The sequence below is a fragment of the Sphingopyxis macrogoltabida genome, from assembly GCF_001314325.1.
Taxonomy (GTDB): Bacteria; Pseudomonadota; Alphaproteobacteria; order Sphingomonadales; family Sphingomonadaceae; genus Sphingopyxis; species Sphingopyxis macrogoltabida.
The window spans coordinates 533,419-556,853 of sequence record NZ_CP009429.1 but is presented as its reverse complement, the minus strand read 5'-3'; the positions used below and the strand labels follow the sequence as shown (position 1 = coordinate 556,853).

Genomic DNA, 23,435 nt, shown 5'->3' with positions numbered 1-23,435 from the left:
TCCTTCAAAAATAGCGGCGGTCGGCGGCGAGGCGGCGGAGGCGCGCGGTCGCAAGACGCTCCTCGGGCGTGACACGCGGTTCGTCGGCGGGAAATTCGTCCTTCACCGCGGCGAGCGGCACGAGCTTGGTCAGCGGCTTCTTCGGCGGCACGCCCGAGGCGAGTTGCTGGAAGCGCATGAAGATGAAGCCCGATTCCACGCCCGTCGTGTCGAGCCAGTTCCTCACCCCCGGATCCTCGCCCGCGAGCACATAGCGAAAGCGCCCGTCGCTCGACACGCGCGACTGGGCGCCGGTGATGCTCGACTGGACCGAACGCGGGATGAAGCTGTTGAACCAGCGCGGATGCGCGAGCGCGAGGCTCTGATATTTGGCGTCGCAGGGCTCGATCGTGATCACCAGCGCTTGTCCCGCAGGGACTTCCCAGCGGCCCTTGGTGTTGAACTGCCCCGGGAAATAGCCGGCGTCGGCGGGGCCGACGGTGGGCGCGGGATAATCGTTGAGCGGCAGCACCTTGGTCCAGTTGCGCGCGAAATCGTCAAGGAATTTGACCTGGTCGACCATGTTGCGCGCGGCGACGGCATAGAGCTGCTGGATGTCGGCGAGCGCCGGGCGGCGGGGTACCGGAACCGGCTGGTCCATGCGTTCGATCAGCATCGGGGTCGGCTGTTCGGTCAGCCAGTCGTTCACCGTCTGGCGCACGAACAAGCAGCGCGCGCGATCGTCGCTCTTCATCCAGTTGCCGGGCCGTTCGGGACCGCCGATCCAAAGTTCGAAGCGACCGTCGGCCTCGATCTCGAGCCGGCTCGATTCGAGCGCGCCGATGCGGTCGCCGACCACGGCGTCGTCGCCCGCGAGGCCCGACACCAGCTCGAAGCAATAGTCGACGGTGTTGCCGCGATGCCCCAGCACGCGATAGACGCCGCCGCCGTCGATCTGGGCGCTGTAATAATGATGATCGGGGGTCGGCAGCCCCCAGGTGCGGACATTGTCCATGTCGCGCACGAAAGCAGGACGGTCCAGATCATAGCTTTTGAACGCCCGCTCGACGTGGAAAATCCACATGCCGGCGAGATACTGATACCCCTCCGCCAGATCGGCGTCGGTGGTGCCGGGATGGGCGCGAATGATCGCTTCGACCTCGCGGGCCGCGTCGAGGAACTGGGCATAGCCGCTTGCAATATCAGACATGTAGCTGGGTCTCCGTGCTCGGGGTGGCGTCGAGGAAGCCGAAGGCGTCGTCGACCATCGCCTCGGTCAGTTCGTACCGTTCGAGCGAATATTGGTTGATGCCGTGCTTGCCGGCGGGATTGTCGGCGATCCACGTCCGGATCGCGGTCTCCCCCGTATCGGACAAGGCGATGCCGGCCTGTTCGTAGAAGCTGCGGATATGCCGGATCGGGTCGGCGAGCATGTCGCGATAATCGACCTCGATCATCTTGAGCCGATTGCCCAACCGGGCGCGCGCCTGCTGGAAGCGGTGCATTTCGGGCACCCAATATGCAAGCGCGATGCGTCCGATCGCAGCGGGCGAGCGCGTCAGATGCGGCTGCTGCGCGGCCTCGAGCGCGTTGCAGAAGGATGCGACGACAGTGCGAAAATCGCGGCGCGGATAGACGAAGGTCGCGGCCGGGTGAAAGGCCAGCATCTCCTCGAGATGGCCGACATGGACCGGACTTTTCAGAATCCATTTGCGGCCGCGGCGTCCGCCGTCCTGCCATTGCAGATAGCGCAGCAGGTCGGCGACATAGGCATAGCTCGGACGGCGCGGCAGCGTGCGCAGATATTCGAGATAATCGGCGTCGGGGACGCCGGTGTAGATATGGCCGACATGCTGAAAGCTCAGATGATGGAGGTTCCAATCCTCGTCGGCATCGTCGGCGACGGCAGGGTGCGCGGCATGGAGCGCGGGATTGCCGGTGCGGATCGCATCGGCGACGGCTTCGGCGAAAACCAGCCGCCCGCCGGGTTCGTGCGGCGCCTCGCCCGGGAAGGGTGCGGGGTTGAGCAGGCGCCAGAATTTGAGCGACTGCATCGCAGGGTCGGCCGACATCATGCGCTGCAGCACGGTCGTGCCGCTGCGCGGGAAACCGATGACGACGATCGGGTCGGCGACATTCTCGTCGAGGATCTCGGGGTGGCGCGCGAGGTCGTCGGCGAAGCGCAGCCGGTTGACGAGGAGGCGCTGTGCCATCGCGTCGAGCTGCGCGAAACCGGCTTCGTCCGGGGTGCCGCGGCGCGCGAAATGATAGAAGGCATCGAGCGCGGCGACGAAGTCCTCTGGCTCGCGGCGGTCGATACCGCTTGTTGCACGCGCTTCCGCCAACGCGCGCGCGCCGTCCGCCGTATCGAAACCGGTCATTCGTCTCTCCCCTTGGTATCTGGATTGCGGCACGCCGCGACGAGGCTTTCCGCCATCTCCTTGCGGCAGATCAGCAGGTCGGGCATCGCGACGTCGCGCTGGTTGTAGACGAGTGGCGCGCCGTCGATGCGCGAGGCATGCAGGCCGTGCGCGAGCGCGACCGCGGCGGGCGCGGCACTGTCCCACTCATATTGACCGCCGCTGTGCAGGTAGATGTCGACCTCGCCGCGCACGACCGCCATCGCCTTCGCCCCCGCCGAACCCATGGGGACGAGCTCGGCGCCGAGGCTTTCGGCAACGGCCAGCGCCTCCTGCGCCGGGCGCGTACGGCTGACCGCGAGGCGCGGGCGCGAGGCAGCGGCGGGGAGCGGACCAGCGCGGTCGGTCGCGAGAACGACGCCGCCGTCGAGGCCGGGCAAGGCCACGGCGCCCACGCGCGCAACACCGTCGATCGCGAGCGCGACATGCACCGCCCAGTCGACGCGGCCCTCGCCATATTCACGGGTGCCGTCGAGTGGGTCGACGATCCAGACGCGGCTTTTGGCAAGCCGTTCGGGCGTGTCCTTGCTCTCCTCCGACAGGATGCCGTCATCGGGCCGCTGTTCGCGCAGCGCATCGATCAGGAACTGGTTCGCGACCTGGTCGCCGGCCTTGCCGAGCGCCTTGCCGGCAAAGAGCCCGGAGTCGCGCACCGTGAGCAGGATGCGCCCCGCGGTTTCGGCGAGATGCGCGGCGAGCGCAGCATCGTCCATGGCGGCGCTCATCCCAGCAGCCTGTCGACGATGAGGTTAGCGGCTTCATCGGGTGTCATGTTGGTGGTATCGATGCGGATTTCGGGGTTTTCGGGCGCCTCGTATGGGCTGTCGATGCCGGTGAAGTTTTTGAGCTGTCCGGCGCGGGCTTTCTTGTAGAGGCCCTTGACGTCGCGCTTCTCGGCTTCTTCGAGCGGGGTGTCGACGAAGATCTCGATAAACTCGCCCTCGGGCAGCATGCTGCGCACCATCTCGCGCTCGGCCTTGAACGGGCTGATGAACGCGGTGATGACGATCAGCCCGGCGTCGGTCATCAGCTTCGCCACCTCGCCGACGCGGCGGATATTCTCGATCCGGTCGGCCTCGGTGAAGCCGAGATCGCGGTTCAGCCCGTGGCGGACATTGTCGCCGTCGAGGAGGAAGCTGTGGCGGTTCATCCGGTGCAGCTTCTTCTCGACGAGGTTGGCGATCGTCGACTTGCCCGAGCCCGAGAGGCCGGTGAACCAGAGCAGCGCGGGACGCTGGTTCTTGAGGCCCGCGCGCATGTCGCGGTCGATGTCGGTCGCCTGCCAGTGGACATTCTGCGCCCGGCGCAGGCTGAAGTGCAGCATGCCCGCCGCGACGGTCGCGTTGGTCAGCTTGTCTACAAGCACGAACCCGCCCAAAGTGCGGTTGTCGCCATAGGCCTCGAAGGTGATCGGCTTGTCGGTCGACAGTTCGACGACGCCGATGCCGTTGAGGTCGAGCGTCTTCGCCGCGAGATGATCGAGCGTGTTGACGTTGATCTCGTACTTCGGTGCCTGCACCGTCGCCGAGACGCTCTGCGTCGCGAGCTTCAGCCAATAGGCGCGCCCCGGGATCATCGCCTCGTCGGCCATCCACACCAAAGTCGCCTCGAACTGGTCGGCCGCCTCGGGCGGATTGTCGGTCGCGGCGATGACGTCGCCGCGCGAGCAGTCGACCTCGTCGGCAAGCGTCAGCGTGACCGACTGGCCCGCGACTGCCTCATCCAGATCGCCATCCAGCGTGACGATGCGGGCAACGGCCGTCGTCTTGCCGCTGGGCAGGATACGCACCGCGTCGCCCGGCCTGACCTTGCCGCTCGCGAGCTGGCCCGAGAAGCCGCGGAAGTCGAGGTTGGGGCGGTTGACCCACTGCACCGCCATGCGGAAGGGCTTCGCTTCGTCGGCGGCGCTGCCGACCTCGACGCTTTCCAGATGCTCGATCAGCGCCGGCCCCTTGTACCAGGGCGTATTGTCCGACAGCGCGGTGATATTGTCGCCCTTGAACCCCGAGATCGGGATCGCGGTGAAGTTCGTGATGCCGATCTCGCTCGCGAAGGCGCGGTAGGAGAGCAGGATGCGCTCGAACACCGTCTTGTCGTAATCGACAAGGTCCATCTTGTTCACCGCGAGTACGATATGCCGGATGCCGATCAGATGGGCGAGGAAGCTGTGGCGCCGCGTCTGGGTCAGCACGCCCTTGCGCGCGTCGATCAGGATGACCGCGAGGTCGGCGGTCGAAGCGCCGGTCACCATGTTGCGCGTATATTGTTCGTGCCCCGGGGTGTCGGCGACGATGAACTTGCGCTTTTCGGTGGTGAAGAAGCGGTAGGCGACGTCGATCGTGATCCCCTGCTCGCGCTCGGCGGCGAGGCCGTCGACGAGCAGCGCGAAGTCGATCTCCTGCCCCTGCGTGCCGACGCGCTTGCTGTCGGCCTCCAAGGCCGCCAGCTGGTCCTCGAAGATCATCTTGCTGTCGTAGAGCAGCCGTCCGATCAGCGTCGATTTGCCGTCGTCGACCGAGCCGCAGGTGATGAAGCGCAGCAGCGACTTTTGCTGATGCTGTTCGAGATAGGCGTCGATATCCTCGGCAATCAGCGCGTCGGTGACATAGACGGGATCGGTAGATGTTTTGGTCATATGGCCTTACTCGTCGCCCCCGCGAAGGCGGGGGCCGTTGGCATGGGTACTCTGCCGCTGGCGGCCCCCGCCTTCGCGGGGGTTGACCCTTCATCAATCTGAAGATTGACGTGGCGGGTCAAAAATACCCCTCCTGCTTCTTCTTCTCCATGCTGGCGTCGCCACCGTCCTTGTCGATGATGCGGCCCTGCCGCTCGCTGGTGGTCGTAAGGAGCATTTCCTGGATGACTTCGCTGAGCGTCGTCGCTTCGCTCTCGACCGCGCCGGTGAGCGGATAGCAACCGAGCGTGCGGAAACGCACCGAGCGCTGAACCGGCACCTCGCCTTCGTTGAGCGGAAAGCGATCGTCGTCGACCATCAGCAGCAGGCCGTCGCGCTCCACCGTCGGGCGCGGCGCGGCGAAGTAGAGCGGCACGATCGGGATATTCTCGCGCGCGATATATTGCCAGATGTCGAGCTCGGTCCAGTTGGAGATCGGAAAGACGCGGATGCTTTCGCCCTTCGCTTTCCTTGCATTGTAGAGGTTCCACAGTTCGGGCCGTTGCTTCTTCGGGTCCCAGCCGTGACTTGCGGTGCGGAAAGAGAAGATGCGCTCCTTCGCGCGGCTCTTTTCCTCGTCGCGCCGTGCGCCGCCGAAAGCGACGTCGAAGCCGTGGAGGTCGAGCGCCTGTTTCAGACCCTCGGTCTTCCACATGTCGGTGTGCAGCGGACCATGGTCGAACGGGTTGATCCCCCGCGCCTTCGCCTCGGGGTTCTGGTAGACGATCAGCTCCATGCCGCTTTCGGCCGCCATCCGGTCGCGGAGGTCATACATCGCCTGAAACTTCCACGTCGTGTCGACGTGCAGCAGCGGAAACGGCGGCGGCGAAGGATAAAAGGCCTTGCGCGCCAGATGCAGCATCACCGCACTGTCCTTGCCAACACTGTACAGCATCACGGGCTTCACAGCATCCGCCAGCACTTCGCGCATGATATGGATGCTCTCCGCCTCAAGACGGTCCAAATGGGTCAGCGTTTTCGGGGCTGCGGGCATGCGCGGGGAATGGAAGTTTGCCGGTCTCATAGCCGGTTCTTAGGCAGGCTCCGCGTTCGGCTCTTGACGAATCCTGCTATTTTGTAGAATCCTGCTAATTAATCGACTGACTAGATATCTTCGCGCGGAAGAAATGGCGCGATGGCTGGATCGGGGACCGCGCGGCAAAGCGCGGCCTCGCGGGAGGTGAGGATGCTGGGAAGCTTCTTTAAGAGCGATCGCGCCATTTATGCGCGGCACCAGTCGGATCTGGTCGTCGAACGCTGTTCGGCGCAGAAGGGCTGGCGCGGGCTGCATCTCGAGGTCGGCCACAATCGCGGCTGCGACGTCCGCTCGCTGATGCTGCAGGGCCATCTGATCGGCATGCAGATCACCGGCCAGCCGATTGCGGTCGAAATCCATGAAAATGGCCGGTGGGTTCCGACCGCCCTGCCCTCGCATCAACTGTTCATCCACCCGGCAGGCACGCCGCTCAATATCCGGCACGATCTGTGGACCCGCTGGGCGTTTGCGATCATCGACCATCCGGCGCTGGGGACAAGGCGGAGCCCCGACGACACCATGGGCTGGTCGGACCACGACCAGATGCTGACCTTGTTGTTCCAGGCGCTGATCGAGCAACTCTGCTACGAGCGGCGCGACACCAGCGGCGACCGGGCGCTCGCCCAGTCGCTGATCGACAGCTTCATCCTCGCGCTGCACCAGCGCGCGCCCGCCTCGTCCACTGCCTCGGCGCGCGGCGGCATCGCGCCCTATATGGTCGCCGACCTGCGCGCCTGGATCGAGCGCAATCTGGAGCACAAGATCGGCGTCCAGGACATGGCCGACCGGCTCGGCTATTCCTGCGCCCATTTCGCGCGCGAGTTCAAGCGCGAGGTCGGCCTCACGCCGCACGGCTTTCTGCAGGACATCCGCCTGTCGACGGCGATGGACCTCGCGCGCCGCGGCACGCCGCTGGTCGACATCGCCCACCGGTGCGGCTTTGCCGATCAGGCGCATCTTTCGAACGCCTTCAAAAGCCGCTTCGGCTTTTCTCCGGCGAGCCTCCGCCAGCGCAGCAATTAGCCGCCGGCCAGCTCAGGGAATCGTCATCAGGGTCGCAACCTTGTCGAGAACCTTGCGCCCGAACAGGCTGGCGGTGAGGTCGGTGAGCAGGCGGGCGCTCTTGCCACGCTCGTCGAGATAGGGATTGAGTTCGGCGAGATCCATCGAGGTGGTCAGCCCGGATTCACAGAGCATCTCCATGACCAGATGGGCCTCGCGAAGATTGGCGCCGCCGCTCACCGTCGTACCGACGCCGGGCGCGATGGCCGGATCGAGGAAGTCGACGTCGAGGCTGACGTGCAGCATGGCGCCGATTTTCCCGACATGCGCCAGGATACGGCGGACGATCGCCGCAATGCCGAATTCGTCGATCGCGCGCATGTCGAAGACCTGCACGCCGCGCTCCGCGATCAACTGGCGCTCGCGGTCGTCGACCGACCGGATACCGAGCATGAAGACATTGGCGGGATCGACGGTGGCGCGATCGTCACCGAGAATGCCGTCGAAGCCCGGTTCGCCGCAATAATAGGCGACGGGCATCCCGTGCATATTGCCCGACTCCGACGTCATCGGCGTGTTGAAGTCGGCGTGGGCGTCGAGCCAGATGACGCACAGCGGGCGCCCGATGTCGCGCGCGTGGCGCGCCGCGCCCGAAACGGTACCCATGGCGAGCGCATGGTCGCCGCCCATGAAGATCGGCAGGCGCCCCTCCTGCAAGGTCCGGTACGCGACCTCCTCGAGCGAGCGCGTCCATCCGGCGATATTGGGCGCGTGGCGCGCGTTGCCGCCAAAACCGATCCCGGACACCGCCGCCGCCATGGCGTCGCCGCCGTCGACCACCTCGTGCCCGAGCGCCGCGAGCGCGGCCGCCAGTCCCGAAATCCGCATCGCGCCCGGCCCCATCGCGCAGCCGGGAAGTCCCGCGCCCAATTCGACCGGAGCCCCGATCAGGCTGATCCTTCGCCGTTCCATTTTTCCCGTCCCCGTCCCTGATAAATTGTCGAGCGCGCTAGGCGGCGCGCTGGAGCATGCCGAACAGGTCGCGCGGATCGTCGGGGTCGGCGAGGATGTCGATCTGCTGGAAAAAGTCGGTGCCCTGCAATTTCGAATAAATGTAGCGGAGCGCCGAGAAATCCTCGGTAGCGAAGCCCACGCTGTCGAAAAGCGTAATTTGCCGGGCGTCGCCCCGGCCCTCGGCATCGCCGCTCAGCACCCGCCAGAATTCGGTCACCGGATAGCTCGCATCCATCTGCTGGATCTCGCCCTCGATCCGCGTTTGCGGTTCGAATTCGACGAAGGTGACGGCGCGCGACAATATGTCCTTGTGCAATTCGGTCTTGCCCGGGCAATCCCCGCCGATCGCATTGATGTGGACACCCGATCCAACCATATTGTCGGTCAGGATCGTCGCATAGGCCTTGTCCGCGGTGCAGGTGGTGATGATCTGGGCGCCTTCGATCGCATCCTGCGCGCTGGTGCAGGATACGACCCGCAGGCCGCTATCGCCCAGGTTGCGGGCGGCCTTGGCGGTGGCGCTCGCATCGATGTCGTACAGCCGGACCTCCTCGATCCCGACCACCGCCTTCATCGCCAGTGCCTGAAACTCGGCCTGTGCGCCATTGCCGATCATCGCCATGACCTTTGCGTTGCCCGGCGCGAGGTGACGCGCCACCATCGCCGAGGTCGCGGCGGTGCGCAGCGCCGTCAGCAGAGTCATTTCGGTCAGCATGAGCGGATAGCCGGTGTCGACGCGCGCGAGCAGCCCGAAGGCGGCGACGGTCTGAAACCCCTTGGCGGTGTTGCTCGGATGACCGTTCACATATTTGAAGCTGAAAGCCTCGCCGTCGGAAGTCGGCATCAGTTCGATCACGCCGTCGCGCGAATGCGAGGCGAGGCGGGGAATTTTCTCGAAAAGGTCCCACCGCCGATAGTCGGCTTCGATCGCGTCGGTGAGTTCGACGAGGATTTTTTCGATGCCGAAATGATGGACGAAGCGCATCATGTTTTCGACGCTGACGAACGGAATATAAGCAAGCGGCGAGGGCGCGGTCGGCATGGCACATCCTTTGAAATCGAGAACTTGCCCAGCCTAAAGCGACATCCTGCCTGTCGAAATCGTCATCTCGACTTGAAAATTTATCGGATCTGGTAAATTTGAATAGCTCCACTATGCAATTTGCCAAAATCCGGAAATCCTGATGGCCATCGCAAAATTCATCCCCGACGATCTCGACCGCCGCATCATCGCGCATCTGCGCGTCGACGGCCGCGCTTCGCTATCGAAACTGGCCGGGGCGCTCGGGGTGGCCCGGGCGACCGTGCAGAACCGGTTGGACCGCTTGCTCGACACCGGGGCGTTGCTGGGCTTCACGGTGCGCGTGCGCGAGGATTACGACGATCTCGACATTCGCGCGGTCATGCTGATCGAGGTCAGCGGACGGTCGACCACCCAAGTCATCCAGAAACTGCGCGGCATTTCCGAAATCCGGACGCTGCACACGACGAACGGCAATTGGGATCTCATCGCCGATATCAACGCGCGAAGCCTTTCGGACTTCGACCGCGTGCTGCGCGAGGTGCGCATGATCGATGGCGTCGAGAACAGCGAAACCAGCCTGTTTCTCAGCACGATATAGTCGCGCGAAGGCGTCCTATCGCTCGAGCTCAAGCAGGAACGCCTTCGCCTCGAGCCCGCCAGCAAAGCCGGTCAGCTTGCCGGTCGATCCGACGACCCGGTGGCACGGCGCGATGATCGAAATGGGATTGCGGCCGTTGGCGGCGCCCACGGCGCGCGAAGCACCGGCATTGCCGAGCTGATCCGCGATCTCGCCATAGCTGCGCGTCTCGCCGAACGGGATGGCGAGCAGCGCCCGCCAGACGCGCTTCTGGAAATCGCTTCCCGCAAAGGACAGCGGCACGTCGAATTCGCGGCGCTCGCCCGCAAAATATTCGCCGAGCTGCCGCTCGGTTTCGACCAGCACCGGATGCTTGTCATCCTCGGTCAACGGGCCCAGCCGGACGCGCCCCGGCCGGTCGTTCTCCCACAGGATCGCGGCAAGGCCTTCGGCATTGGCGACCAGCGTCAATTCGCCGACCGGGGACCAGATGGTTTTGAAATAATGAGTCACGGGTTCGATCCTGTCATTCGCTGTCGCACTTTGTCGATGAACTTCATATGGCAAGGGCGAGACAGCGGCGCGTCCCGAATCTTGCGCCCAACATCGACGGAAAGATTGCCATGACTCCCACCGCCAAAATCCTGCTGCTCGGCTCGGGCGAACTCGGGCGCGAATTCGTGATCTCGGCCAAGCGGCTCGGTTGCCATGTCGTCGCCTGCGACAGCTATGCCGGCGCGCCGGCGATGCAGGTCGCCGACGGGTTCGAGGTCTTCTCGATGCTCGACGGCGATGCGCTGCGCGCCACGATCGAAAAGCACCGCCCCGATCATGTCGTGCCCGAGGTCGAGGCGATCCGCACCGAAGTGCTCGCCGAACTGGAGGCCGAAGGCTTTCACATCGTCCCGTCGGCGCGCGCCGCAGAGCTGACGATGAACCGCGATGCGATCCGCGACCTCGCGGCGAGCGAGCTTGGCCTCACCACCTCTACCTTCGAATATGCGACGAGCCGCGACGAACTCGCTGCGGCGGCGACGCGGGTTGGCTTCCCGCTCGTCGTCAAGCCGGTGATGTCGTCGTCGGGCAAGGGACAAAGCACGGTCAAGGACGCCGCCGGCATCGACGCCGCATGGGACTATGCCGCCGCGGGCATGCGCGGCGACCGCCTGCGCGTGATCGCCGAGGCGTTCATCGATTTCGATTATGAGATCACCCTGCTCACGGTGCGTCACAAGGACGGCGTCAGCTTCTGCCCGCCAATCGGCCACCGGCAGGAACGCGGCGACTATCGCGAAAGCTGGCAGCCGGCGGCGATGTCCGCGGCGGCGCTGAAATCGGCGCAGGATATGGCGACGAAGGTCGTCGATGCGCTCGGCGGACACGGCATCTTCGGCGTCGAATTCTTCGTGAAGGGTGACGCGGTGATCTTCTCCGAGCTGTCACCCCGCCCGCACGATACGGGCATGGTGACCCTGATCTCGCAGGAACTGTCGGAATTCGACCTCCATGCACGCGCGATCCTCGGCCTGCCGGTCCCTGCTATCGCGGTACCCGACGCGAGCGCCAGCGCCGTCCTGCTCGCCGATCGCGAAGCGCAGGATTTCGCGATCACCGGTCTCGCCGATGCGCTGGCCGCGCCGAACGCCGAAACCTCGGTCGATGCCCGCATCTTCGGCAAGCCGGTGACGCGGCCGTATCGGCGGATGGGCGTGACGCTGGCGAAGGTCGCGGGCGGCGCCACCGACGACGCCCGCGCCGCAGCGGTCGCGGCGGCGGCGAAGCTGACGATCGATTATCGAGGATAAACGCGCGCGCTCCGACCGCCCGCTAACGACCGCTTGCGGACATTTATATCTGCCTGCGATCGGCAGACGTTATTTCTCTAGAATGAGGAAGGAATCTGTCGGCCGCCCTGCGGCCGCCTTCGATATATAACCACACCCGGGCGGTCCCATTGCGGTGTAATAATATGCGGCATGCTGCCTCTCCCATTGGGAGCCGCGTTTCCGAAAGATAATGCCAAACGGCACTCCCGCGCACGGGGTAGCCATAACGCCTGACAGAAAGGCCTTCCCGTTCTTCACCAGGACGCGTTGAAGCCTGAAAGTTGCGGAAGTCTCGCACTCTTCCAGCTTTCCTGCCTTCACCTGGAAAGGGCCCCCGTCCAGCTCTTCGGTTGACGCCAACCTGGTCGGTCGCGGTTCAAATTTTGCCGAAACCGATTTTAGATCTCTGAGATATTTTCGTTCGACTTTGCTTTTTCGGCCCGGCCCGGGGAGCTTTTGCAGCCATTCGAGCGAGTTGGCGTCGAGGCCTTCCAAGGTGGTGTTAAAGCAGAATGAACTGAGTTTCCACGCCGTCATGTCGCCGAGAAGGAAATCACGAACCAAAACATCTTCGTCGCGCAACATTGCGTCGCTATTTGATCTCGCAGGCGAGGTGATCGCACATGCTCCTAAACACGCCATAAGGGTAATCTTCGATCCAAAGCGGCGCTGCATGAATGAGTCATCCTGTGTCTGGTCCTACCGACCGCAACCTATAGACTGCAATTTGCTAATGGCTGCTTTCTCTTCCAGGCGGGCGCCCCGTCTTCGCTCGGCAACGCCCCGCGCGGACATAGCTAGGCCGTCCCGCATCCCCCTGCTACACCCCGCGCCATGTCCGAAAAGAATCATCTCTATCTGGTCGATGGCTCCAGCTACATCTTCCGCGCCTATCACCGCTTGCCGCCGCTGACGAACCCGATGGGTGTGCCGGTCGGCGCGGTTTACGGCTATACGACCATGCTGTGGAAGCTCGCGAAAGACCTGCATGACGCCGACGGGCCGACGCACCTCGCGGTCATCCTCGACCACAGCAGCCAGTCGTTCCGCAACGAAATCTACGACCAATATAAGGCGAACCGGCCCGAGCCGCCCGAGGATCTCCGCCCCCAATTCCCGCTGATCCGCGATGCGACGCGCGCCTTTTCGCTGCCGTGCATCGAGATGGAGGGTTTCGAGGCGGACGATCTGATCGCCTCTTATGCCGAAGCCGCGGTGCGCGAAGGCTGGGACGTCACGATCGTCTCGTCGGACAAGGATCTGATGCAGCTCATCCGCGAGCCCGCCGAGGGACCGCACGTCGACATGCTCGACACGATGAAGAATGTCCGCCTCGGGCTCGAAGCGGTGAACGAGAAGTTCGGCGTCACCCCCGATCTCGTCGGCGACGTCCTCGCGCTGATGGGCGACAGTGTCGACAATGTCCCCGGCGTGCGCGGGGTCGGGCCGAAGACGGCGACCAAGCTGATCCAGGAATATGGCAATCTGACCGCCGCGCTCGACGGTGCCGCGACGATGAAAGCCAGCAAGCTGCGCGACAATCTGATCGAGCATCGCGCCATGGCCGAACTGTCGCGTATCCTCGTCGACCTGAAGCGCGACTGCGACCTGCCCGACGCGCTCGACGACCTGAAACTCGGCGCGATCCCGCCGCTGCCGCTCAAGACCTTCCTCGACGAGCATGGTTTTCGTTCGCTTTCGGCGAAGCTCGACCTCGGCGCGACGCCGGGCGGGCCGCCGACGCTGCCGCGAGCGGCCAGCACCCCCGCTGCCGCGCCGGACGCGCCCTCGACACCGACGCTGCCGCCGATGCCGCCGATCGACCGTTCGCTGTACGAGACGGTGACGACGATCGAAGCGCTCGACCGCTGGATTGAAGCGGCCCGCGCCGCGCATGTCGTCGCGGTCGACACCGAGACCGCGACGCTCGACAGCGTTACCGGCACCCTCGTCGGGGTCAGCCTGTCCACCGGCCCCGGCAAGGCCTGCTATATCCCGCTTGGCCATGGCGGCACCGACATGTTCGCCGAAAAACCCGAACAGGTACCGATGGCGGACGCCCTCGGCCGTCTCCACGCGCTGTTTGCCGACGAAGCGGTGCTCAAGGTCGGGCACAACCTCAAATATGACATCGGCGTGCTCGCCCAGCACGGCATCGCCATCGCACCCTATGACGATACGCTGGTGATGAGCTTCGCGCTCGACGCGGGCAAGCATCAGCACGGGCTCGATGAATTGTCGAAACTCCACCTCGACCATGTCTGCCTGTCGTTCAAGGACGTCTGCGGCACCGGCAAGTCGCAGATCAGTTTCGCCGAAGTGCAACTCGACCGCGCGACCGAATATGCGGCGGAAGACGCTGAGGTCGCCTGGCGCCTGTGGAAGCTGCTCAAACTCCGCTTGCCGCTCGAAGGCGGCACGCGCGTCTACGAGATGGTCGATCGCCCGCTCGCCGCCGTCGTCGAGACGATGGAGCGCGCCGGCATCATGGTGAACCGCGACTATCTGGCGCGGCTGTCGGGCGAGTTCGCGAACGACATGCTGCGCATGGAAGGCGAAATCCACGAACTCGCCGGCCAGCCTTTCGCGATCGGCAGCCCCAAGCAGCTCGGCGAAATCCTTTTCGACAAGCTTGGCCTGAAGGGCGGCCGCAAGGGCAAGTCGGGCGACTGGTCGACCGACCAGAACGAGCTCGAACGCCTCGAACGCGACGGCGTGCCGATCGCGAGGCGGATCCTCGAATGGCGCCAGCTCGCCAAGCTCAAATCGACCTACACCGACGCCTTGCAACAACAGATCAACGCGAAAACCGGTCGCGTCCACACCAGCTACAGCCTCGTCGGCGCCCAGACCGGACGCCTATCGTCGACCGATCCGAACCTGCAGAATATCCCGATCCGCACCGAGACCGGACGCCAGATCCGCGACGCCTTTATCGCGGCACCCGGGCATGTGCTGATCGCCGCCGACTATAGCCAGATCGAGCTGCGCCTCGCCGCGCATATGGCCGACGTCCCTGAGCTCAAAGAGGCCTTTGCGCAGGGGCAGGACATCCATGCCGCGACCGCAATCGAACTGTTCGGCGAGGTCAACCGCGATACGCGCGGCAAGGCAAAGACGGTCAATTTCTCGATCCTCTACGGCATCTCGCGCTGGGGCCTCGCAGGCCGGCTCGAAGTCACGCCCGACGAGGCGCAGGCGCTGATCGCCCGCTATTTCGAGCGCTTCCCCGGCATCAGCGACTATATCACCGACACGCTCGATAGCGCGCGCGCCAAAGGCTATACCGAGACCTTGTTCGGGCGGAAAACCTGGTTCCCGCGCCTCAAGGCGGCGAGCCAGAACGAACGCGCGGGCAGCGAACGTGCCGCGATCAACGCGCCGATCCAGGGCACCAGCGCCGACCTGATCAAGCGCGCGATGGCGCGGATGCCGAAGGCGCTCGAAGCCGCCGGGCTGGACGATGTCAAAATGCTTCTGCAAGTCCACGACGAACTCGTCTTCGAGGCGCCCGAGGACAAGGCCGCGGCGGCGGGCGACGTCATTCGCACCGTCATGATGGCCGCCGCCGAACCGGCGCTCACCCTCTCGGTGCCGCTCGAGGTCGAAATCGGCATCGGCAAGAGCTGGGGCGACGCGCATTGATCGCGGCATTTTTGCTGATGGCGGCGACATGGGCGGCCGATCCGCCGACGCCGCCGGCGACCGAACCTGCCGCCGAAAGCATCGCAAAGCCCGCTACACCATCGATCGCCGAGACCGACGTCCGTGAATTCGCCGCGATCGCAGGGCGCAAGGTCGCCGGGCGCCCCGTTGGCGGACCGGTCGCGACCGCCGACAAGCTGCTGCTGCTGGCACGCGACGACAAGGGTTATCCCGATATCGTGGCAAGCTTCGGCCTGCCCGCGCGCCAGTCGTTGCCGCCGCCGCCGAAGGGCACGCTCGCGATCATCCGCCTGCACCAGCGGCCGACAACCATCGTTCCCGGCCCGACCGACGACGACCTTGCCTTTGTCGGGGCGAACCGGATTCCGCTGTTCGTCATCGGCGAATGGGCACGTCCGGCACCGATGTGGGAGGTCGCGTGGGTCGACGATGGCGTCCGCTTCCGGACGATCGGCGAGATTGGCGAAATCGGGCCCTGGCGCGAATAGGTGGCTGGCGCCCGACGTTGGACGCGTTTCGGCGTCCTCCCGTCCGCCTTGCCCACGCCCGCACTATCTTCCACGGACAAGGCGGACTATGACGCTGCGGTGACGTCTGACTGACACAGATGTGACAGTCCTCCGCGAAAGACGAGCATGAGCAGCAATCCCCGCATCCAGACCACCGTGACACCGCCGGTCCGTATCCAGCAAAATATTCTGGCGCGAAGCGAGCGGCGGCTGCTGAACTGGATCTGTCCGCGCCTGCCCGGCTGGGTGACCCCCGACCAGCTCACCATATTGGGCTTCCTCGGCGCGGTGCTCGTCGCCGCCGGCTATATATTGAGCTGGCAGGACAGCGAATGGCTCGGCCTGTCGCTGGTCGGTTATATCGTCAACTGGTTCGGCGACTCGCTCGACGGCAGCCTTGCCCGCTGGCGCCGCATCGAGCGCCCCGCTTATGGCTATTTCGTCGACCACAGCGTCGATGCCGCCGCCACCCTGCTGATGATCAGCGCAATCGGCATGAGCCCCTATCTGCGGCTCGACGTCGCGTTGATGGGGGTCATCGGCTATTTCCTGCTGTCGATCCACACCTTCCTTTCCGCGAAGGTGGTGGGCGAATTTCGCCTGTCCTACATGGCCGGCGGTCCGACCGAACTCCGCCTGATGCTGATGGCGATGACGATGGCGATGCCGGTCGTCGGCGGCGGCGACATTCGCGGCACCAATTTTTCGCCGTTCGACCTGTTCGGCCTGTTCGTCGCCAGCATCCTCGTGACGCTGTTCGTCGTACAAAGCTTTGCGCTGGCACGGACGCTGCGCGCCCGCGGCAACTGATGCGCGCCAAAGCCAGTCCTAAGGCCGAACCCGCGCCTGACGATAGGTCCCGAGCAAGCGCAGCGACTTGGTCTGGAAATCCAGTTCCTCGAGCGCCCGGTCGATATGGTCCTCGCCCGGCGCGCCGACGATGTCGGCGTAGAATTTCGTCGCCGCGAAACTGCCGCCCACCTGATAGCTCTCGAGCTTGGTCATATTGACGCCGTTGGTCGCGAAGCCGCCAAGCGCCTTGTACAGCGCCGCAGGAATATTCTTCACTTCGAAGACGAAGGTCGTCATGAGCGGCACGCCTTGCGGTACCTCGGCGAGCGGTTCGCGCGCCAGCACGACGAAGCGCGTCATATTGTGGTCGGCGTCCTCGATCCCGGCTTCGTGCAGCGTCAGCCCGTACAGGTCGGCGGCATGCGGCGGCGCGACCGCGGCCAGTCCCACTTCGTCGCTGTCGGCAACCCACGCCGCGGCGCCCGCCGTATCGCTGTGCGCGACCGGATCGATATGGTTGGCGCGCAGCCAGTGGCGGCACTGGCCGAGTGCCTGCTCGTGGCTCATAGCGCGGGTGATCGGTCCGAGGTTGCGGCTCATCAGGCCGTGGCGGATGCGCAGAAAATGTTCGCCGACGATCGACAGACCGGATTCGGGGAGCAGGAAGTGGATATCGGCGACGCGCCCGTGGAGGCTGTTTTCGATCGGGATGATCGCGCGGTCGACGCGGCCTTCGCGAACGGCGTCGATCGCATCCTCGAAGCTGTAGCAGGGAAGCGGCAACGAACCCGCGGCATATTCGCGCGCCGCAAGGTCGCTGTTCGCGCCGGGCGCGCCCTGAAACGCCAGCCCGCGCGCCGGTTCGGCGAGTGCCGCCGCCGTCATGGCGTCGACCAGATGCTGCGCGGATGCCGAATAACTGCCCATGACCACCTTCCTCAACCGGAGCGGCGGCGCATAGCCGGGCGACGAAGCGTTCGCAACTCGCGCGCGACTCGCCAATCGGCCATTTCATCCCCTTGCGCCACCGTGCCCGCGCCAGTAAGGGAGCGACCAAATCATATCGTGCGTCCGGAGCGGGCGCCAGCGAACGGGGCTGCAAGAGCATGGACAATCGCAACAACACTATTGCCGGATGGGTACTTTTTGCCGGCATTTGCGCGCTGGGCCTGACGATCGGATCGGGCATGCTGTTCGCCGGTCACGCCCCCGAAAAGCCGGGCTTCCCCATCGAGGACGCCGAAGGCGGTGCCGGCGGCGGCGAATCGGCAGTGCCGCTCGGCAACCTGCTCGCCGCGGCCGACGTCGCCAAGGGCGAAGCGGTGTTCGCGAAATGCGCCGCCTGCCACACGATCAATTCGGGCGGCGCTAACGGCATCGGCCCCAACCTCTATGGCACGCTGGGCGAGGAAATCGGCCACGGCAAGCATGGCTTCGCTTTCTCGACCGCGCTCTCGGGCATGGGCGGTAGCTGGGACTTCGAAAAGATGGACGCGTGGCTGACCAGCCCGCGCAAGTTCGCACCCGGCACGAAAATGTCGTTCGCCGGCCTTGGCAGCGCCGAGGATCGCGCCAACCTGCTCGTCTATCTGAACGCGCAGGGTTCGAACCTGCCGCTGCCCGCCGCCGAGGCAGCCCCGGCCGCCGATGCCGCCGCTCCCGCAGAAGGCGCCGCGGCGCCGGCCGAAGGCGCGGACAAGGCTGCCGCAGCCCCGGCCGAGGGTGCCGCGCCCGGCGCCGCGCCCGCACCGGCCGAAGCCAAGAAATAATGCGCATCCTGCCCGTCCTGCTGGCGGGCGCGCTTGCCCTCGCCGGCTGCGGCAAGAGCGAACCGGCGGCCGATTCGGCGACGACCGGCGAGGCTGCCGCCGAAGCGCCTGCCGCTGCGATCGAACCGACCGCGGCAATGGGCGAGCAGGTCTTCAAGCGCTGCACGGCCTGCCACACGATCGATGCCGGCGGCCGCAACGGGATCGGCCCCAACCTGCACGGCGTCGTCGGCCGCGCGGTCGCCTCGCACGAAGGTTTTTCCTATTCGGGCGCGATGAAGGCGAAAGGCGGCATCTGGGACGAAGCGGCGCTCGACACCTATCTCGAAGCGCCGATGAAGGCGCTGCCCGGCACGCGCATGGCCTTTGCCGGCGTGATCGATTCCGCCGACCGCAAGGCGCTGATCCTGTATCTGAAAGAACAGTCGAAATAACTTTCGACCATCCTCCCCGCCGCTTTTGCGACAGGGAGGATTTCGGCGCTCAATGCGTCTCTTCGATATTCGCGTAGAAACCGTCGATGATCGCCCACGCCTCGGTGGCGGTCTCGACAAAGGTGAAGAGGTCGAGGTCGCGGGCGCTGATCACCCCCTCCTCGACCAGCGCGTCGAAATTGACAACGCGGTGCCAGAACTCCTTGCCGAACAGGACGATCGGGATCGGCTTGATCTTGCCGGTCTGGATCAGCGTCAGCAGTTCGAACATCTCGTCGAAGGTGCCGAAGCCGCCGGGGAACACCGCCACGGCGCGCGCGCGAAGCAGGAAATGCATCTTCCTGAGCGCGAAATAGTGGAACTGGAAGCTGAGGTCGGGGGTGACGAAGCGGTTTGGCGCCTGCTCGTGCGGCAGCACGATGTTGAGCCCGATCGACTCGCGGCCCTCGTCGGCGGCGCCGCGGTTCGCGGCTTCCATGATCGACGGTCCGCCGCCCGAGCAGACGACGAAATGGCGGCAGCCCCTGTCGTCGCACGGCACCTGGCTCGCGAGCCGCGCCAGCGCCCGCGCCTCGTCGTAATAATGCGCCTTCGCCTTCAGCCGCCGCGCGATGTTGCGCTGGACGTCGTCGGTCGCCGCGGTTTCCAGTGCGTCGGCCTCGTCGGGTTCGGGAATGCGCGCCGAGCCATAGATGACGAGCGTCGATTCGATCCCCGCTTCGTCGAGCAGCAGTTCGGGCTTGAGCAGTTCGAGCTGGAAGCGCACCGGGCGCAAATCCTCGCGCAGCAGGAAGTCGGTATCCTGAAAGGCGAGCCGGTAAGCGGCGCTGGCGGTCTGCGGTGTGGTGGTCGCCTGTTCGGCGAAACGCGCGTCGTCCTTGGCCTTATGGAAACGCGAACGATGGGGCTGCTTGTCTTTCGTCATGGGCGGACGGCTACCCGCTCGGCGCCGCTTTGCCAAGCCGCGCGGGCGTTTAGCGGCAGTAGCCGTTGCCGCTCATGTCGAGGTGGAAGTGGTTATAATGCGCCGCATTGTAATCGGGGCTCAGCACGGTGCCGAAACGCCGGCACGCCGATTTGTGCAGCGCGCGGAGAAACTCTTGCGACGGCTTGTCGCCCTGCCAGCCGCCGTCGAGCATGATCCGCCGTCCGTCGGCGAGCACAAAGCCCGAGACGTCGACCGCGTTCGAATAGGCATGCTGCGACAGCCGGCCCGAGCGGCCGCCATAGATGTTGCGGCAGCTATAGGTGCCATAGGTCTCGATCTTGACGACCTCTTGCCCGAAATATTTCCGCGCCGCGGGGCGGACCGCATATTGCGCCCATGCCGCGAAATTGCGCGCGAGCGGACAGGTCATCGCGCCGAGATTCGTGACCGGCGTACCGATATCGAGCAGCTTGACCGAATCGATCGAACTGCAGCCGCCGCCATGATCCTGGTTCGGCAGCGGCGTGAAGCGCACCCCCGCCTGCTTGAGGTCGAACGCGCATTGCTGCGCCTCGGCACCAGTGAACGAAGGCGTTCCCGTAACCTGCGGACGCTTAGGCGTGTTCGCACTCGCGCTCGCGTCCGGCCGCTTCCCGCGGTTGTTCTTCATCGCCTCGGGCGTTCCGAAACAGGCCGAAAGCGCCAGCGCCATGGTGGCTGCAACGAGCATCCGGGGCTGGAGGAAGGAAGGGATCGCCATGGCGTCAATTTACCGACAATTTGGTTAACAGGCTGTAAACTATCTTCTCGCCTCGTCGCTAATTTCGCCCGGGCCGCGCATTTCATTTGACAGTCCGGCGCGCGACCCTAAAGGCGGCGCCGGGCCACGCGGTCCCAACGCCGCGCGAGCTCTCTGCAAGGAGAGACTATGATGAGTGAAGTGACGACGCCACAGGTGCGCCCGACGCGCCCCTATTTTTCTTCCGGTCCCTGCGCGAAGCCGCCGGGCTGGGACGCCTCCAAAATCGCTGTCGAATCGCTGGGCCGGTCACACCGCGCCAAGATCGGCAAGACGCGTCTGCAATATTGCATCGACCTGATGCGCGAAATGCTGCAGCTTCCCGACACGCACCGCATCGGCATTGTTCCGGGTAGCGACACCGGCGCCTTCGAAATGGCGATGTGGACGATGCTTGGTGCCCGTCCGGTCACGACGCTGGCGTGGGAAAGCTTCGGCGAAGGCTGGGTCACCGATGCCGCCAAGCAGCTCAAGCTCGACCCCACCGTCATCCGCGCCGACTACGGCCAGCTTCCCGACCTGACCAAGGTCGACTGGTCGAACGACGTCCTCTTCACGTGGAACGGCACCACCAGCGGCGTCCGCGTCCCGAACGGCGACTGGATCGCCGCCGACCGCGAGGGGCTGAGCTTCGCCGACGCGACCTCGGCTGTGTTCGCTTACGACCTGCCGTGGGACAAGATCGATGTCGCGACCTTCAGCTGGCAGAAAGTGCTCGGCGGCGAAGGCGGCCATGGCGTGCTGATCCTTGGCCCGCGCGCGGTCGAACGCCTCGAGAATTACACCCCCGCCTGGCCGCTGCCGAAGGTGTTCCGCCTCGTTTCGAAGGGCGCCCTCGCCGAGGGCGTGTTCAAGGGCGAGACGATCAACACCCCGTCGATGCTTGCGGTCGAAGACGCGATCTTCGCGCTCGAATGGGCGAAGTCGCTCGGCGGTCTCGACGGGCTCAAGGCGCGCAGCGATGCGAACGCCGCCGCGCTCGACGAGATCATCGCCGAACGCGACTGGCTCTCCCACCTCGCCGCCGATCCCGCCAGCCGCTCGAAGACCTCGGTCTGCCTGTCGGTCGCGGGCGCCGACGAAGGCTTCATCAAGAAATTCGCCGGCTTGCTCGAGAAGGAAGGCGCGGCTTACGACATCGCGGGCTATCGCGACGCGCCTCCGGGTCTGCGCATCTGGTGCGGCGCGACCGTCGACACCGCCGATATCGAAGCGCTCGGCCCGTGGCTCGACTGGGCCTACGCCAGCCTTTCGGCCTGACCATTGTGCTCCCCGGCGAAAGCCGGGGCCCATTTCCCATTCCGCCACAGATCCCGGCTTTCGCCGGGACACGGAGATATAAATGACCCAACCCAAAGTCCTCATCAGCGACAAGATGGACCCCAAAGCCGCCGCAATTTTCAAGGAACGCGGCATCGACGTCGACGTCATCACTGGCAAGACCAAGGACGAGCTGATCGCGATGATCGGCGACTATGACGGCCTCGCGATCCGTTCGGCGACGAAAGTCACCGCCGACGTCCTCGCCGCCGCGACGAACCTCAAGGTCGTCGGCCGCGCCGGCATCGGCGTCGACAATGTCGACATCCCCTCCGCGTCGAAGCAGGGCGTCATCGTGATGAACACCCCCTTCGGCAACAGCATCACGACCGCCGAACATGCGATCGCGATGATGTTCGCGCTCGCGCGCCAGGTTCCCGAGGCCAACACGCTGACGCAGGCCGGCAAATGGCCGAAGAACGATTTCATGGGGGTCGAACTGACGTCGAAGACGCTCGGCCTGATCGGTTGCGGCAATATCGGCAGCATCGTCGCCGAACGCGCCATCGGGCTGCGCATGAAGGTCATCGCCTTCGACCCCTTCCTGACCCCCGAGCGTGCGATCGAACTCGGCGTCGAGAAGGTCGAGCTCGACGGCCTGCTGACGCGCGCCGACTTCATCACGCTGCATACGCCGCTGACCGACCAGACGCGCAACATCCTGTCGAAGGAGAATCTCGCCAAGACCAAACCGGGCGTGCGGATCATCAACTGCGCACGCGGCGGGCTGGTTGACGAGGCGGCACTCAAGGAAGCGCTCGATTCGGGGCATGTCGCGGGCGCCGCGCTCGACGTCTTCGCGTCCGAGCCGCCCGCGGCCGATCATCCGCTGTTCGGCACGCCGAACTTCATCTGCACGCCGCATCTCGGCGCGTCGACCGACGAGGCGCAGGTGAATGTCGCCATTCAGGTGGCTGAGCAGATTTCGGACTATCTGCTCACCGGCGGGATCACCAACGCGCTCAACGTTCCGAGCCTGTCGGCCGAGGAAGCACCGAAGCTGCGTCCCTATATGGAGCTCGCCGAAAAGCTTGGCAGCCTGATCGGCCAGCTCGCGCACGACAACCTCACGACGATCTCGATCGAAGCCGAGGGCGCCGCCGCCGAACTCAACCTGAAGCCGATCACCGCCGCAGTGCTCACCGGGCTGATGCGCCGCTATTCGGACAGCGTGAACATGGTCAACGCGCCGCATCTCGCGCGTGAACGCGGCCTCGACGTGCGCGAAGTGCGCCACGACCGCGAGGGCGATTACCACACGCTCGTCCGCGTCACCGTCGCCACCGAAGCGGGCGACCGCTCGGTCGCCGGCACGCTGTTCGGCAACAACGAACCGCGCCTCGTCGAGATGTTCGGAATCAAGGTCGAGGCCGATCTCGACGGCCATATGCTCTATATCGTCAATGAGGACGCCCCGGGCTTCATCGGCCGCATCGGCACCGCGCTCGGCGAAGCCGGGCTCAACATCGGCACCTTCCACCTCGGCCGCCGCGCCGCGGGCGGCGAAGCGGTGCTGCTGCTCAGCCTCGATTCGCCGATGCCCGAACCGCTGCTCTGGCAGCTTTGCCAGCTTCCCGGCGTAAAGACGGTGAAGGGGCTGAAGTTTTAAGGCCCGCCTCTCAATCCCGCTCGTGTCGAGCGAAGTCGAGACACCCTACGGTGTCCC

22 protein-coding genes are annotated in these 23,435 nt (G+C 65.1%); 10 read left to right on the top strand and 12 right to left on the bottom strand.

What is annotated here, in order from left to right:
• Nucleotides 1-4 precede the first annotated feature (4 nt).
• The 5 genes from LH19_RS02795 to cysD form a co-directional block, all read right to left on the bottom strand.
• Nucleotides 5-1,189 carry a hypothetical protein gene (locus LH19_RS02795; RefSeq protein WP_054724737.1) on the bottom strand — a complete coding sequence of 395 codons (1,185 nt, stop codon included), beginning with the start codon at nt 1,187-1,189 and terminating at the stop codon, nt 5-7.
• Complete coding sequence (locus LH19_RS02790; RefSeq protein ID WP_054724735.1) at nt 1,182-2,360, bottom strand: sulfotransferase family protein; 1,179 nt, start codon at nt 2,358-2,360, stop codon at nt 1,182-1,184. The genes LH19_RS02795 and LH19_RS02790 overlap by 8 nt, the downstream gene beginning before the upstream one ends.
• On the bottom strand, nt 2,357-3,124 hold the full coding sequence (locus LH19_RS02785) for a 3'(2'),5'-bisphosphate nucleotidase CysQ (protein ID WP_054724733.1): 768 nt from the start codon (nt 3,122-3,124) through the stop codon (nt 2,357-2,359). The genes LH19_RS02790 and LH19_RS02785 overlap by 4 nt, the downstream gene beginning before the upstream one ends.
• A complete protein-coding gene (gene cysN, locus LH19_RS02780; RefSeq protein WP_054724731.1) occupies nt 3,121-5,034 on the bottom strand; it encodes a sulfate adenylyltransferase subunit CysN in 1,914 nt (637 codons plus the stop codon). Before cysN ends, LH19_RS02785 begins: the two co-directional genes overlap by 4 nt.
• 118 nt (nt 5,035-5,152) lie before the next feature.
• A complete protein-coding gene (gene cysD / locus LH19_RS02775) occupies nt 5,153-6,067 on the bottom strand; it encodes a sulfate adenylyltransferase subunit CysD (protein WP_054724729.1) in 915 nt (304 codons plus the stop codon).
• Nucleotides 6,068-6,259: 192 nt separating this feature from the next.
• Between cysD and LH19_RS02770 the strand changes: the two genes are divergently transcribed.
• A complete protein-coding gene (locus LH19_RS02770; RefSeq protein ID WP_158514381.1) occupies nt 6,260-7,132 on the top strand; it encodes a helix-turn-helix domain-containing protein in 873 nt (290 codons plus the stop codon).
• 12 nt (nt 7,133-7,144) lie between these two features.
• On the opposite strand, the gene rocF is transcribed toward LH19_RS02770, so the two are convergent.
• Nucleotides 7,145-8,083, bottom strand: a complete 939-nt coding sequence (gene rocF, locus LH19_RS02765) for an arginase (protein WP_054724725.1) — start codon at nt 8,081-8,083, stop codon at nt 7,145-7,147.
• A 37-nt stretch (nt 8,084-8,120) separates the two neighbouring features.
• Nucleotides 8,121-9,167, bottom strand: a complete 1,047-nt coding sequence (locus LH19_RS02760) for an ornithine cyclodeaminase (protein ID WP_054724723.1) — start codon at nt 9,165-9,167, stop codon at nt 8,121-8,123.
• A 142-nt stretch (nt 9,168-9,309) separates the two neighbouring features.
• On the opposite strand from LH19_RS02760, the gene LH19_RS02755 reads away from it, so the two are divergent.
• On the top strand, nt 9,310-9,747 hold the full coding sequence (locus LH19_RS02755; RefSeq protein ID WP_054724721.1) for an Lrp/AsnC family transcriptional regulator: 438 nt from the start codon (nt 9,310-9,312) through the stop codon (nt 9,745-9,747).
• A gap of 15 nt (nt 9,748-9,762) precedes the next feature.
• Here LH19_RS02755 and LH19_RS02750 read toward each other — a convergent pair whose 3' ends face one another.
• The gene (locus LH19_RS02750; RefSeq protein ID WP_054724719.1) at nt 9,763-10,239 is read right to left on the bottom strand and encodes a methylated-DNA--[protein]-cysteine S-methyltransferase; all 477 of its coding nucleotides are present in this window, start codon (nt 10,237-10,239) and stop codon (nt 9,763-9,765) included.
• A 110-nt stretch (nt 10,240-10,349) separates the two neighbouring features.
• Here LH19_RS02750 and purT point away from each other — a divergent pair, with 110 nt between their 5' ends.
• Nucleotides 10,350-11,531, top strand: a complete 1,182-nt coding sequence (gene purT, locus LH19_RS02745) for a formate-dependent phosphoribosylglycinamide formyltransferase (protein ID WP_054732923.1) — start codon at nt 10,350-10,352, stop codon at nt 11,529-11,531.
• Nucleotides 11,532-11,600: 69 nt separating this feature from the next.
• Here purT and LH19_RS02740 read toward each other — a convergent pair whose 3' ends face one another.
• The gene (locus LH19_RS02740; protein WP_145923327.1) at nt 11,601-12,227 is read right to left on the bottom strand and encodes a hypothetical protein; all 627 of its coding nucleotides are present in this window, start codon (nt 12,225-12,227) and stop codon (nt 11,601-11,603) included.
• A gap of 159 nt (nt 12,228-12,386) precedes the next feature.
• Between LH19_RS02740 and polA the strand changes: the two genes are divergently transcribed.
• The 3 genes from polA (at nt 12,387) to LH19_RS02725 (ending at nt 16,537) form a co-directional block, all read left to right on the top strand.
• The gene (polA, locus tag LH19_RS02735) at nt 12,387-15,197 is read left to right on the top strand and encodes a DNA polymerase I (protein WP_054724716.1); all 2,811 of its coding nucleotides are present in this window, start codon (nt 12,387-12,389) and stop codon (nt 15,195-15,197) included.
• Nucleotides 15,194-15,706, top strand: coding sequence for a hypothetical protein (locus LH19_RS02730; protein WP_054724714.1), 513 nt, complete (start codon nt 15,194-15,196; stop codon nt 15,704-15,706). Before polA ends, LH19_RS02730 begins: the two co-directional genes overlap by 4 nt.
• A 147-nt stretch (nt 15,707-15,853) precedes the next feature.
• Complete coding sequence (locus tag LH19_RS02725) at nt 15,854-16,537, top strand: CDP-alcohol phosphatidyltransferase family protein (RefSeq protein WP_054724712.1); 684 nt, start codon at nt 15,854-15,856, stop codon at nt 16,535-16,537.
• Between the two features lie 18 nt (nt 16,538-16,555).
• Here the strand turns inward: LH19_RS02725 and LH19_RS02720 are convergent, their stop codons facing one another.
• On the bottom strand, nt 16,556-17,446 hold the full coding sequence (locus tag LH19_RS02720; RefSeq protein ID WP_054724710.1) for a prephenate dehydratase: 891 nt from the start codon (nt 17,444-17,446) through the stop codon (nt 16,556-16,558).
• A 179-nt stretch (nt 17,447-17,625) separates the two neighbouring features.
• Between LH19_RS02720 and LH19_RS02715 the strand changes: the two genes are divergently transcribed.
• Together LH19_RS02715 and LH19_RS02710 are read left to right on the top strand one after the other, a co-directional pair.
• Nucleotides 17,626-18,288, top strand: coding sequence for a c-type cytochrome (locus LH19_RS02715; RefSeq protein ID WP_054724708.1), 663 nt, complete (start codon nt 17,626-17,628; stop codon nt 18,286-18,288).
• Entirely contained in the window at nt 18,288-18,722 is a 435-nt protein-coding gene (locus LH19_RS02710) for a c-type cytochrome (protein WP_054724706.1), read from the top strand. Before LH19_RS02715 ends, LH19_RS02710 begins: the two co-directional genes overlap by 1 nt.
• Nucleotides 18,723-18,771: 49 nt before the next feature.
• Here LH19_RS02710 and LH19_RS02705 read toward each other — a convergent pair whose 3' ends face one another.
• Nucleotides 18,772-19,647 (bottom strand): LOG family protein, encoded by an 876-nt coding sequence (locus LH19_RS02705; protein ID WP_054724704.1) that lies wholly within the window; start codon nt 19,645-19,647, stop codon nt 18,772-18,774.
• Between the two features lie 49 nt (nt 19,648-19,696).
• On the bottom strand, nt 19,697-20,410 hold the full coding sequence (locus LH19_RS02700; protein WP_054724702.1) for an extensin-like domain-containing protein: 714 nt from the start codon (nt 20,408-20,410) through the stop codon (nt 19,697-19,699).
• 168 nt (nt 20,411-20,578) lie between these two features.
• Here LH19_RS02700 and LH19_RS02695 point away from each other — a divergent pair, with 168 nt between their 5' ends.
• Together LH19_RS02695 and serA are read left to right on the top strand one after the other, a co-directional pair.
• Nucleotides 20,579-21,709, top strand: coding sequence for a phosphoserine transaminase (locus LH19_RS02695; protein WP_407696696.1), 1,131 nt, complete (start codon nt 20,579-20,581; stop codon nt 21,707-21,709).
• 82 nt (nt 21,710-21,791) lie between these two features.
• Nucleotides 21,792-23,378 carry a phosphoglycerate dehydrogenase gene (serA, locus tag LH19_RS02690; protein ID WP_054724698.1) on the top strand — a complete coding sequence of 529 codons (1,587 nt, stop codon included), beginning with the start codon at nt 21,792-21,794 and terminating at the stop codon, nt 23,376-23,378.
• Nucleotides 23,379-23,435 lie beyond the last annotated feature (57 nt).